General features: G+C 46.6%; 12 protein-coding genes. 10 read left to right on the top strand and 2 right to left on the bottom strand.

The features are described 5' to 3' along the window. Positions 1 to 44 precede the first annotated feature (44 nt). Positions 45 to 1,442 (bottom strand): class II fumarate hydratase, encoded by a 1,398-nt coding sequence (gene fumC / locus KCV26_03845; GenBank protein WZX38316.1) that lies wholly within the window; start codon positions 1,440 to 1,442, stop codon positions 45 to 47. Between the two features lie 424 nt (positions 1,443 to 1,866). On the opposite strand from fumC, the gene KCV26_03850 reads away from it, so the two are divergent. The 10 genes from KCV26_03850 (at position 1,867) to KCV26_03895 (ending at position 11,978) form a co-directional block, all read left to right on the top strand. Beyond that, on the top strand, positions 1,867 to 2,652 hold the full coding sequence (locus tag KCV26_03850; GenBank protein WZX37525.1) for a DUF3575 domain-containing protein: 786 nt from the start codon (positions 1,867 to 1,869) through the stop codon (positions 2,650 to 2,652). Between the two features lie 257 nt (positions 2,653 to 2,909). Continuing rightward, positions 2,910 to 4,097 carry a tryptophan synthase subunit beta gene (gene trpB / locus KCV26_03855; protein ID WZX37526.1) on the top strand — a complete coding sequence of 396 codons (1,188 nt, stop codon included), beginning with the start codon at positions 2,910 to 2,912 and terminating at the stop codon, positions 4,095 to 4,097. 93 nt (positions 4,098 to 4,190) lie between these two features. Then, a complete protein-coding gene (locus KCV26_03860; protein ID WZX37527.1) occupies positions 4,191 to 5,597 on the top strand; it encodes an anthranilate synthase component I family protein in 1,407 nt (468 codons plus the stop codon). Between the two features lie 29 nt (positions 5,598 to 5,626). Continuing rightward, positions 5,627 to 6,193: an aminodeoxychorismate/anthranilate synthase component II gene (locus KCV26_03865; GenBank protein ID WZX37528.1), complete on the top strand. Its 567-nt coding sequence runs from the start codon at positions 5,627 to 5,629 to the stop codon at positions 6,191 to 6,193. After that, positions 6,190 to 7,185 (top strand): anthranilate phosphoribosyltransferase, encoded by a 996-nt coding sequence (gene trpD / locus KCV26_03870; protein ID WZX37529.1) that lies wholly within the window; start codon positions 6,190 to 6,192, stop codon positions 7,183 to 7,185. Before KCV26_03865 ends, trpD begins: the two co-directional genes overlap by 4 nt. Positions 7,186 to 7,194: 9 nt before the next feature. Then, a complete protein-coding gene (gene trpC / locus KCV26_03875; GenBank protein ID WZX37530.1) occupies positions 7,195 to 7,983 on the top strand; it encodes an indole-3-glycerol phosphate synthase TrpC in 789 nt (262 codons plus the stop codon). Between the two features lie 12 nt (positions 7,984 to 7,995). Then, the gene (locus tag KCV26_03880) at positions 7,996 to 8,643 is read left to right on the top strand and encodes a phosphoribosylanthranilate isomerase (GenBank protein WZX37531.1); all 648 of its coding nucleotides are present in this window, start codon (positions 7,996 to 7,998) and stop codon (positions 8,641 to 8,643) included. Positions 8,644 to 8,755: 112 nt separating this feature from the next. Continuing rightward, positions 8,756 to 9,841 (top strand): IS110 family transposase, encoded by a 1,086-nt coding sequence (locus KCV26_03885; GenBank protein WZX37532.1) that lies wholly within the window; start codon positions 8,756 to 8,758, stop codon positions 9,839 to 9,841. Positions 9,842 to 10,248: 407 nt separating this feature from the next. After that, on the top strand, positions 10,249 to 11,025 hold the full coding sequence (locus KCV26_03890) for a tryptophan synthase subunit alpha (GenBank protein WZX37533.1): 777 nt from the start codon (positions 10,249 to 10,251) through the stop codon (positions 11,023 to 11,025). Positions 11,026 to 11,093: 68 nt separating this feature from the next. Further along, a complete protein-coding gene (locus KCV26_03895) occupies positions 11,094 to 11,978 on the top strand; it encodes a DMT family transporter (protein WZX37534.1) in 885 nt (294 codons plus the stop codon). A 6-nt stretch (positions 11,979 to 11,984) separates the two neighbouring features. On the opposite strand, the gene KCV26_03900 is transcribed toward KCV26_03895, so the two are convergent. Further along, a complete protein-coding gene (locus KCV26_03900; protein WZX37535.1) occupies positions 11,985 to 13,136 on the bottom strand; it encodes a DUF4249 family protein in 1,152 nt (383 codons plus the stop codon). Positions 13,137 to 13,156 lie beyond the last annotated feature (20 nt).

A 13,156-nucleotide genomic window follows, 5' to 3' on the forward strand; every position in this document is an offset into this window, starting at 1 on the left:
AAGAAATTTTATTGTATTGAGTTAGTAAAATTCAGTAAAAATGTTCAATCCAGAGGTTTGGTCATATTCCCGGGTTTCACCCATTCATCGAAGTCTTCGGCGGTAACATAACCCAACCGCACCGCCTCCTCCTTTAAGGTGGTTCCGTTTTTGTGAGCAGCTTTGGCTATCTCGGCCGCCTTGTAGTAACCGATTTTTGTATTCAAAGCCGTTACAAGCATTAAGGAATTATTCACCAATGCCTTGATTCTTCCTAAGTTCGGCCTTATTCCTGAAACGCAATGTTCATTGAAAGATACGGCGGCATCTCCAAGAAGGCGGGCGCTCTGTAAAAAGTTCGCCGCCATAACCGGTTTAAAAACATTTAATTCAAAATGGCCCTGCATGCCGGCGACACCTATCGTCACATCGTTTCCCAGGATTTGTGCGCAAACCATCGTTACAGCTTCTGCCTGAGTAGGATTCACCTTCCCCGGCATGATGGAAGAACCCGGCTCATTGGCAGGGATCGTTATCTCTCCAATTCCACTTCGTGGCCCGGATGCAAGCATACGGATATCATTGGCTATCTTGTTAAGCGAAACCGCCACCTGTCTCAATGCTCCGTGCGTTTCAACCAGGGCATCGTGTGCGGCAAGTGCTTCGAATTTATTTTTTGCAGTCACGAAAGGCAACCCGGTAAACTCCGCTATGTATTTTGCTGCGAGGACATCGTAATTTCTGGGAGCATTCAGGCCGGTCCCTACCGCGGTTCCGCCAAGAGCCAGTTCGGCCAGGTGAGTCAAGGTGGTTTCAATGGCTTTTATACCGTATTCCAGCTGAGCAGCATATCCACTGAACTCTTGTCCCAATGTCAGGGGGGTAGCATCCATAAAGTGAGTACGCCCGATCTTGACCACTTCTTCCGTTTCGATGGATTTTACAGCAAGTGTTCTTTGTAAACCACGCAATCCCGGCAAGGTAACCTCAACAATTTTTTTATAGCAGGCAATGGACATCGCCGTTGGAAACGTATCGTTGGATGACTGCGATTTATTTACATCATCGTTCGGGTGAAGGGGCTTCTCTCCATCGCCGACTTCCCTCCCGGAAATCTGATAAGCGCGGTTGGCAATCACTTCGTTTACGTTCATGTTGCTTTGCGTTCCAGAGCCGGTCTGCCAGATAACCAAAGGGAACTGATCGTCCAGCTTCCCCTCCAGTATTTCATCACACACCTGCGCAATCAGGTCCCGTTTTTCCTGCGACAACACCCCCAGCTCGCAATTGGCGTACGCAGCACTTTTTTTCAGGTACGCAAATCCATAAATAATATCCAGAGGCATGGAAGCAGGCGCTCCTATTTTAAAATTGTGGAGCGAACGTGCGGTTTGCGCACCCCAGAGTTTATCAGCAGGAACTTTTACCTCCCCCATCGTATCTTTCTCAACTCTGTATTTTATTTTGGATTTTTTAGAATTCATCCCTTTTCTGATTTTCTTTATTTAACTTTTGTACCCGTTACTGCTACGGCCAAATCTTCCAACAGACGATATATTGTGCCTCATTCCCCAAGTCAGTAAAAAGGCAGACCTGCCCTTTCCTTCAAAGCCTGATAACCAAACAGCGTCCAACCTTATTAATGCGAGTAGATAATCAGGATGGAAACATCTTCTGTATATCACTGAACCAAATAGACCGCACGCTGTAGCAAAGAAACAATTTTTTACTCAACAGACCAAATTCAAGTTTAACAGCTATACCTTTTTATTATAAAAAATAATATAAAATTATTGAACAATTTGCCGGGATTTTCGTTTATTTCTTACAAAAATATTTCCCTGTTTTTGCGGTAAAATCCCGGTATCACTTTTTAATAACACTCACATGAAAAAAACAGCTTTATTATCCCTTTTGGCACTGATGATTATGGGTGGTGTCAACGCACAACAAATTAACAGACAATCGAATGCCGCTGACGGGCTGCTGTCGGGAGGCAAAACCATCCTAAAGGCCAATGTCCTGGGGTGGGCGACTCGGAATTTCGGGTTTTACGGAGAACAGATCATTAGCAAAAACATCAGCGCCGTACTGGGAGTGAACATTATGCCCCAGGGCGGGGTCCCTTATATCAGCCGTTTTTCAGATGATCCTCAACTCGAAGACATCCGGATTGGCACGTTCTCCTTTACACCCGAGGTGCGTTTTTACTTAAGCAGATCCGGCTACGGTAAAGGCTTCTATATTGCCCCATATTACAAATACGAACGCTTTAAAGCTTCAAACCTCTTAATAGAATTTGAAGATCAGAATAGTGTGCCGCAAGAAATTAACCTTAAGGGTAATTTGAATACCCACAGTGGGGGAGCAATTATCGGAATACAATGGTTAGCCGGGAAAAAGAAAAGGATCGCGCTTGACTGGACAATCATTGGTGCTCACTACGGCACGAACAAAGCCCTATTTAACGGAACTTCCAGCCATGAAATGTCTGCAGAAGAGCAAGCAAGCCTGAAACAGGAGATTATAAAGAACCTGAACGACATTGAAATTGGAGGGAAAAAAATTGCGGAGGTAGAGCGTGTTGATGTCTCTTCCACTTCGGCAGAAGCAAAGACCAAAGGCCCGTGGGCTTTTATCCGCTCTTCTTTCTCCATAGGATACAGGTTTTAAATGTAAGAAACATTTTTTAAATGTTAAAGTTTGAAAAATACATTGCTTTTTATTTTTTTAAACCTACATTTGCAGCAAAATAATTGGAATATGAACATTTCTCTTGCTAACGGATATTGGTGGCGCTACTTACAACTCAACCGGTCGTAAGGGAAGCAGTCGTATCTATAGCAAGAACTCAATAACAATAAACATAGAAGAGCCTGTCGCACCTGCGACAGGCTCTTTTCGTTGGTATCAAACAAAAAAAACAGTATATGCAGAATTTTTCAGTAGATAAGTCCGGATTTTACGGTGAATTTGGCGGAGCCTATATTCCTGAAATCCTTCACAGATGCGTTACCGAATTGCAGGACGCCTATCTCAGAATCCTGGAAAGCGAATCGTTTAAAAAAGATTTTGACCAGCTTCTCCGGGATTACGTAGGCAGGCCTTCTCCGCTTTACTGGTCTGGGTACCTTTCCGGTAAACACGGATGCAGCATCTACCTCAAACGGGAAGACTTAAACCATACCGGGGCACACAAGATCAACAATACAGTCGGCCAGATTCTTGTTGCTAAACGATTGGGGAAAACCCGAATTATCGCCGAGACGGGTGCCGGGCAGCACGGTGTGGCAACCGCTACTGTTTGTGCTTTGATGCAGATGGAATGTATTGTTTATATGGGAAAAACCGATGTGGAACGCCAAGCCGTAAACGTCAAGAAGATGCAGATGCTGGGTGCAACGGTCGTTCCGGTTACTTCGGGGAACATGACGTTGAAGGATGCTACCAACGAAGCCATCCGCGACTGGTGCTGCAACCCGACGGACACACATTATATCATCGGATCCACCGTTGGGCCTCACCCCTATCCCGATATGGTAGCCCGGTTACAATCAGTCATCAGTGAAGAGATCAGGAAGCAGCTGATGGAAAAGGAAAACCGTGCCGTTCCCGATTATCTTTTCGCCTGCGTGGGAGGGGGAAGCAACGCTGCGGGAACCATCTATCACTTCCTGAACGATGATGCGGTGAAAATCGTACTCGCCGAAGCAGGCGGCAAGGGAATCGACAGCGGAGAAACGGCAGCCACCATACAAATGGGCTCTATTGGAATTATCCACGGGTGCAAAACGTTGGTGATGCAAACGGAAGACGGACAAATCACGGAACCTTATTCCATTTCCGCCGGGCTGGACTATCCGGGTATTGGGCCCATCCACGCCCACCTGACAACTACCCGGCGGGCACAGGTAGTTGCCGTAAACGATGACGAAGCCCTAAAAGCCGCTTTCGAACTTACGCGTTATGAAGGCATTATCCCTGCATTGGAGTCGGCTCACGCACTCGCTGCGCTCGATAAAATCACTTTCAAACCGTCCGACATAGTTGTCCTGACACTTTCGGGAAGGGGGGATAAAGACCTGGAGACTTACTTTAAACAGATTGATGCAGATTGATTTAAGATTGAAAACAGGTTGTTGTATACAGTCTGGAAATCAATCTCTTTCAATCTCTTTCAATCTCTTTCAATCTCTTTCAATCTAAAAAATATGACTTACAAATTCACAACAAACTGCAAAAAGGTCATGGGCGACCTGCATACACCGGTAAGCCTTTATCTGAAAATCCGGGATGCCTTTCCCCAATCGGCATTGCTCGAAAGTTCCGATTATCATGCCAACGAAAACAGCACGTCGTACATCGGGCTGAATCCCATGGCGCATATCGACATAAACCGGGGCGAGTGCATCGAAACCTATCCCGACGGGAACACCGTCAGGAACAGGATATCCGGAGAGTTTACCATTTCCGGGGCATTAAACAATTTCATCAACAACTTCTGCATAAACGGCGACAACTCCTCCCTGACGGGGCTTTTTGGCTATACCACGTTCAACTGTGTGAAATATACCGAGGGGATCAACGTCAAGGAGAGTACCGAGGACCGTAACGACGCCCCCGACATGCGGTATATCCTCTATAAATACCTGATGGTTTTTAATCATCAGAAAGACGAACTGCTGCTGATCGAACTGCTTGGCAATGAAGAGGAAAGCAAACTCTACAAGGTGGAGAGCCTTATCAATGCCCGGAATTTTGCATCGTACGACTTTTTTATTCACGGTCAGGAATCGAGCCCCATTACCGACGACCTGTTCAAGTCTTATGTCCGGCAGGGCATTGAACACTGCCACCGGGGCGATGTGTTTCAGATCGTTCTCTCGCGACGCTTCGTGCAGGAATTTTCGGGAGACGACTTTAAGGTTTACCGCGCACTGCGAACCATCAACCCGTCCCCCTATCTCTTCTACTTTGATTTCGGCGGTTTTCGCATTTTCGGTTCTTCACCCGAAACACATTGTCAGATCAAGGGTAAAACCATCAGCATAGACCCTATTGCCGGAACGGCTAAGCGAACAGGGAACCTTCAGGAGGACGCGGAAGCTACCGAACGCCTCAAAAGCGACCCGAAAGAAAATGCCGAACACGTGATGCTAGTCGATCTGGCCCGGAACGATCTGAGCCGAAACGCACACAAAGTAAAACTCGATTTTTACCGGCAAGTACAGTATTATTCGCATGTCATTCATTTGGTCTCCCGCGTAAGCGGCACGCTCGACGAGGACGTTAATCCCGTCCAGGCGTTTTTCGATACCTTCCCGGCCGGGACATTATCGGGAGCACCCAAGGTGAGGGCCATGCAACTGATATCGGAGATCGAGGAACACAACCGCGGGGCATATGGCGGCTGCATCGGGTTTATCGGATTTAACGGCGATATCAACCAGGCCATAACCATCCGCACGTTTGTAAGCCGGAATAACCAGCTCTGGTATCAGGCAGGCGCAGGGATTGTATCGCAGAGCATCGAAGAGAACGAGCTCCAGGAAGTTAAAAACAAACTGGGGGCCTTGAAGAAAGCAATTGACCTCGCGGAGAAGTTGAATAATGTGTGAAGCTAAAACTGTCTAACTGTCTTAAAAAAATGAAAATTCTGATATTCGATAATTACGATTCCTTCACCTACAACCTGCGACACGTCGTCTGGGAGCTTGGGTACACCGATATAGACGTTATCCGGAACGATAAAATCGATCTGGACGATGTGGATAGATACGACAAAATCATTCTTTCACCCGGTCCGGGAATTCCGGAGGAAGCAGGAGACCTGTTACCGCTAATCCACCGATATGCGCCGGGCAAAAGCATGCTGGGGGTTTGCCTGGGGCATCAGGCGATCGGATTGTCCTTTGGCGCCACCCTCGAGAATACTCCCCTGGTGCACCACGGCGTGCAAACACCCATCAGGATGGTAGGCAGCGATTATATCTTCGATGCCCTCCCAACCCGGATAGAAGTGGGGCGGTACCATTCCTGGATTGTATCGGACAAAAACTTTCCCTCCCATCTGGAGATTACGGCCACAGATGAATCGGGCAACATAATGGCTTTGAAGCACAAAACATTAGACGTTCACGGCGTTCAGTTTCATCCCGAATCTGTCCTTACCCCGTTGGGCACGGAAATCATAAAAAACTTTTTAGAAAAATGAAACATATACTTGTCAAACTACTGGATTATCAGTACCTGAGCCGCGACGAATCGCGCGAATTATTGATAGCAATCGTGAGGGGAGAAGTGCCCGACACACAGGTGGCGGCACTTATCACCATATTTCTGATGCGCAGCATTTCGGTAGAAGAAGTGCTCGGTTTCCGCGAAGCGCTGGTGGAGATGCGGGTTCCCGTCGACCTAAAAGAGTACAAGGCCATTGATATTGTAGGTACCGGTGGCGATGGGAAAAACACGTTCAACATTTCCACTTCGGCCTGTTTTGTAGTTGCCGGAGCCGGATACCCCGTTGTGAAACACGGAAATTACGGTGCCACTTCGGTCAGCGGCTCGAGCAACGCCATGGAACAGCAAGGGGTCAAATTCACAACCGACATCCACGTCCTGAGAAAAAGCATCGAGGCCGCCAACATCGCGTACCTTCACGCGCCTTTCTTCAGCCCTGCCCTAAAAGCGGTCGCCCCGGTGAGGAAAAGCCTGGGCGTGAGAAACTTTTTCAATGTACTCGGACCGCTCATCAACCCTTCCGATCCGGAGTATCAGTTGCTGGGCGTCTACGACTTATCGATGTCGCGGCTGTACAGCTATATTTACCAGGCAAGCCGAAAAAAATTCGGTATCGTTCACAGCCTGGACGGTTATGATGAAATTTCACTCACCGGGCAATTCAAAGTGGTGACCAACAAGGGAGAACAACTTTTTATGCCCGAAGAGCTGGGGTTTAATCGTGTGAGACAGGAAGAAATTTTCGGAGGAAACACAATCGAAGATGTGGTTTCTGTATTCAACAGGGTACTCAACTGTACGGCAACGCAACCCCAGATGGATGTGGTTATTGCCAATGCCGCATTTGCCATTCAGATCATCGAAAACAAAAAACCGATTGCGGAGTGTATTGAGATTGCCAAAAACTCGTTGTACGGGAAAAAGGCATTGAATGCGCTCAAGAAATTCGTGGAAATAAACAGATAAACCACCCATATGAAAGATATTCTAAATGAAATAATCGCCCACAAACGGAACGAAATAGCGGCACAAAAAAACAGCATACCTTATTCCCTGCTGGAACGGGAACTGGCAGACTGCCATTTACCCGTCTATTCCCTCAAGGATGCGTTGCTGCAATCCAGTACAGGAATCATTGCGGAGTTTAAACGCCGCTCGCCAAGCAAGGGATGGATAAATCAACATGCCAACGCAGGGAATGCAACTAAAGGATATGAGGTTGCCGGAGCCACTGCACTATCGGTACTGACCGATTCAACCTATTTTGGCGGCACGCTTGCCGATTTGCAGCATGCAGCCCGACAGGCAAAAATACCGGTAATACGCAAAGAATTTATCATAGACGAATACCAGATCCTGCAAGCCCGGTTATCGGGTGCAAGCGCCATCTTACTTATTGCTGCAGCACTGAGCATAGAAGAAACGCATCGGTTTATCCGGTTATCGAAACAACTGGGTTTGGAGGTTTTACTGGAGCTTCATGATGAGAAGGAAATTGAATACACTTCTCTCGAAACCACCATTATCGGCATCAACAACCGGAACCTGGGTACTTTCGTAACGGACCTGAAAAAGTCGTACAGAATGGTAGAGTTGTTGCCTCGGGATGCCGTCTGGGTATCGGAAAGCGGAATTTCAAACCCAGAAACGGTAAAAGAGTTACGCAAAGCCGGATACCGGGGATTTCTTATCGGAGAAAACTTCATGCGATCAGCTAATCCCGGTGCAAGCCTGGAAGAATTTATAAAAGGAGTGCTACAATAACAAAATATACACATGAAATTAGTTAAAGTATGCGGGATGCGCGAAGCAACCAACATCCGCGAAGTAGAACAAGCGGGAGCGGATTGGATAGGATTTATTTTTTATCCGGAATCACCGCGTTTTGTGCATGAGGTTCCGGACTATTTACCCAGGAAATCCAAACGAGTTGGAGTTTTTGTGAACGCGCCGAAAGAAAAAATTAGTGAAACGATATCTCTTTTCGGATTGGATCTGGTACAGCTTCATGGCAATGAATCGCCCGAATTTTGTGAGAATATACGCCGAAGCGGGGTAAAAGTAATCAAATCCTTCCGGGTCGGCGATGAATTCAAGGAGGAAGAGGTGGAGCCCTATCACGGCAAATGCGACTATTTTCTGTTCGATACCCAAACATCGTTGTACGGCGGTTCGGGGGAGAAATTTAACTGGGAGACTCTTTTAAATTACCGTGGTAATACGTTTTTTTTACTGAGCGGCGGCATAACACCGGGCGATGCAGAAGCATTAAAAACTTTCTCGTACCCGAAATGCATCGGAGTAGATATCAACAGTAAATTTGAAATCAGCCCCGCTGTTAAAGACGCAAAGTTGGTTAAACAGTTTATTAAAGTCATAAAAAATCCGGGAAACAAGATAGACAACAAAACATTATTAATTTAGTTCCTATGTTTAAACTTGGAAAAGACGGATAGGTAGTCCAGTAAAAAAGCTATATCATTTTAGTTAACTTTGTTTTTGAGAGATAACAATCTTAACTTAAACAATATAGCTTATGAATACAAGGCAAAGTAACAAATTAGATTTCAAAGGACAAAATATTTACATAGGAATTGATGTCCATTTGAAGAGTTGGTCGGTATCGGTATTGTCGGAACATTCGGTTCTAAAGAGGTTCAGTCAATCTCCAAGTCCGGAATCGCTGCACAAGTTTTTGACAACCCATTATCCGGGAGCGGATTATCATTCGGTTTATGAAGCGGGCTTCAGCGGGTTCTGGATACATGAGAAGTTAGTAACATTGGGGATCAACAATATCGTAGTCAATCCGGCGGATGTGCCGACCATGAGTAAGGAGAAATTGCGCAAGACCGACGCGGTTGATTGCGGGAAACTGGCCAGGGAGTTACGGTCGGGAACATTAAAAGGTATTTATGTGCCGGATATAGCCACCCTGGAAATGCGTTCTTTGATAAGGTTGAGAAACAGGATCGTAAAAGACACCACGAGGGAGAAGAACCGGATAAAGTCATTTTTACGCTTCCACGGGATAGATATCCCGGAGGAATTCACACGTTATTCGGTGGGTAACTGGTCAAAGCGGTTTCTGGCATGGCTACGCGAAGTACTCCTTTCTACCGAATATGGAAAGGAAGCACTGGGGATACATATTGAGCAGTTTGTACGCCTGCGGGGCATACTCCTGGGGCAAACACGCCTGCTGCGTGCGTTATCCCGCAGTGATGCACTCAAGGAGCCAATACGTCTGCTGACTTCGGTCCCGGGAATAGGGATAACCACCGCCATGTCGTTGGCGGTCGAGATAGACGATATCGGGCGGTTTTGCAATGCCGATGCGCTGGCCTCCTACATCGGTCTGATACCGATGTGTCATTCCAGCGGGGAAAGTCAGGCAAACGGTAACATCACGGTTCGCAAGCACGCCATGTTGCGCTGTTATATAATCGAGGCTGCCTGGATAGCCATAAGGAAAGACCCGGCAATGACGATGGCTTACCAAGGGTACCGTAAACGGATGAACGCTCAGAAGGCCATCGTCAAGATTGCCCGTAAACTGGTGAACAGGATATTTTTCGTACTCAAACATGGACAGGAATATGTGCCTTGTGTTGTCAATTAACATACAATCCTACAGTGTAAGCAATTTTTCCACGGGGGAAACACTATCATAATGTTGCAGCTTTGAAGTCTGCTTAAATTAGTATGTGACCCCCGCCTATCGTAAACTGATACAGGAATTTGCAGCTCCCGCCGAAAGGACGGACAGTCTGCTGTGGAAAGATTGTTTACCGTAGGATGTAGGATCGGGTTTTCTTAGCCATATGGACAGTATCAGTAATACAAAAAGGGAGGTAGAATCTCGACCTCCCCCAGTAGCATTACTGCGTACCGTCAGGGTGCTTATTGCTGACAGGTTGCCCCCCGGCAGAGCCTGTTTCCTCTTAACACCCTGACACAAAGATAAAATTTAAAAGTTAATTAAAGTGAATTGTCCAATTTTATTTGGATTTTAAATGGAAAATAATTATGAACAGAATAGATGAGTTATTTCAACGAAAAAAGAACAACATTTTATCCGTCTATTTCACGGCTGGATTCCCCAACCTCGGTGACACCGTTCCGGTCATTCAATCGCTCGAAAAAAACGGTGTGGAACTGATTGAAATAGGCATCCCTTTCAGCGACCCTATGGCAGACGGTCCCGTCATCCAGGCGTCGGGGACACAGGCACTCAAGAACGGCATGAGCCTTCGGGTGCTCTTCGAGCAACTCTCGCGGGTCCGCTCGTCGGCGCAGATCCCTCTGGTATTGATGGGTTACCTGAACCCCATTCTTCAATTCGGCTTTAACACATTCTGCTCCGAAGCGCAACGCTGCGGGATCGACGGGATCATCATTCCCGATTTACCGTTTGCCGAATACATGAGGGAGTATAAAGCCGTTGCCGAAAAACACGGATTGCGTATGATCATGCTCATCACTACGGAAACGTCGGAAGAACGCATCCGTTTAATTGACAAAAATACTGGCGGGTTTATCTATATGGTCTCGTCGGCATCGGTTACCGGAGCAAAAACCGGTTTCGGGGAAGACAACCTGCAATATTTTAAGCGCGTTAACGCTATGAACCTCAGGAACCCCAGGCTTATCGGGTTCGGCATCTCCAACAAAATCACCTTCGATGCGGCTTGTGAACATGCTTCGGGAGCCATTATCGGCAGTAAGTTCGTCTCCTTGCTCGGAAGTGAAAAATCGGTGGAGGCTGCGGTACAAAAATTGAAAAAATCTATTGCCAATTATTAATGGGAAATTTTCAATATTCACCTACCTTTGCATGATTTTTCGGACAAATATAGCCCACATTACATTTCATGCTTTTTCAATCACATATTGGCGAGATCGCTTCGATACTGACGGCAATCTGCTGGACGCTGAGCGCCCTTTTTTTTCAAAGAGCGGGAGCGAAAGTCGGTTCGCTGTCGGTAAACATCATCCGGATTTTCCTGGGAATTTTGTTTCTGGGAGTCACCACGTTCTTCACCCGCGGGATGTTCTTCCCTATGGATGCCACTCCGTACAACTGGTTCTGGCTAGGGTTATCAGGTGTGGTGGGCTTCTTTCTGGGCGACCTGTTCCTCTTTAAGTCCTACACCCTGATCGGTTCGCGCACCTCGCAGCTTATCATGAGCCTGGCGCCGATGATAACGGCAATTATCGGCTGGCTTTTTCTGTCGGAAATACTGCCAGTAAAAAGTATCCTGGGGATTATTGTCAGCATTTCGGGAATTATGATTGCCGTCGCTGGCAAAAAACTGAAACTCAATATTCCGCTCAAGGGTTTCCTCTATGCGCTTGGCGGCGCTTTAGGGCAAGCCGTCGGGTTGGTGTTGAGTAAAAAAGGGATGGGCGATTACGATGCCGTTGCGGCAACGCAGATAAGGGCTATTTTCGGATTTGTTTGCTTCTTTTTGCTGGTCACTTTTTTGAAACGGTGGCGAAGGGTCTCCCTGGCCGTGAAAGACCGGACAAGCATGAAGTCCATCACCCTGGGAGCTGTTTTCGGGCCGTTCGTGGGCGTAACGCTATCGCTATATGCCGTGCAGCATACCCATACCGGCATTGCCGCTACGTTGATGGCACTGGTTCCCATTTTTATCATTGTGCCTTCGGCCATCATGTTCAACGAAAAAATCACCGCCCGCCAGGTAATCGGGGCAGTAATCAGTATTGCCGGGGCAAGCATCTTCTTTCTGTGAGAAAGCTTACCTTGGAACAGTGTTTTTACCGCCCGGATAAGGTGGTATCTGAATGCGCTTAGATGTATATGACATAGATCCCACAAACCCGATTCCGTTGTGTACGTTGGAGTAGGTAACCCTAGGTTCGGAGATAACATCAAACTCTTCGTCGTAATTCCACTTTTCAACCGATTTCAGGTACGAATAATAATCGTGAGACAGCGTGTAAATCCACACCTCGATTGGCGGATTTTTCACTTCGTGACTTAAATATTCCGGTTTCTCCCCCTCCTTTTCCGGTTTGGTGTGTTCCACCTTCACCGTGTATAGTTCTCCGGTGGAGACATTTAACGTATAGGCATTCTCTGTAAACAAGTTATCCGTAAAAACAGATGAACTATTTGTGGAGTAATTGTTATTGAACAGCTTTTCTAGAAAAAGGTTTTTAGGATCTCTCGCAAAAATGGGATCATCCTGTGTTTCGACAGGCAAGTTAAAAGGATAATCTTTATACTCCGTATTTTCCGCGATGATCCTCAAAAGAAAATAATGTGCCACATCGTTTTTTTGTTTTCGAACCCCAATATGCAAGCGCATCCTCCGATAAAACGGCTCGTAAAATATTTCCGGAACTGGAATATAATATCCGCCGTACCCCCATCCGCTGTCTGAATTCCAGGAATACTCGCCGTATGGATTCCAGTAGAATCCGAACGTATTGTTGCCTGTTGCCGGTACGAAAAACGTTGCCGTATCCACTTTTTCAATCGCAGCCGGTGTGGGAATAACGGTCTCCACCCATGCGGTCTCGAGGCCTAGTGCCGAAACCTTAATCTTAACCCGGTCGCCGACTTTAACGTGTGACTCGGAACGGAAATAAGAATTTCCTCTTCGAGCCCGGTACTTGGCAGTATCTATGGTGAAGCGTTGCAGTTTTTCAACAAATGTATCGTTAACGTGCAATTCCACCGAAACATCTTTCAAATAAGGCGCAGTGCTGTCGGTATCGGTGAACAAGAAACTTTTGCTGACAGCAACGCTTATTGGCTTATCGGGTTCAACAACTCCATTCATCACAATAAGCGGCTTTTCATCGGAAAAATTCACTTCAAGCATACGCTCACACGACAGCAATAGAATCGTTGTTATCAGAAACGAAATATATTTTCTCTTCATTTTAGAATCTGTCTTGAATT

Origin of the sequence: Petrimonas sulfuriphila (assembly GCA_038561985.1) — a bacterium.
Lineage (GTDB): Bacteria > Bacteroidota > Bacteroidia > Bacteroidales > Dysgonomonadaceae > Petrimonas > Petrimonas sulfuriphila.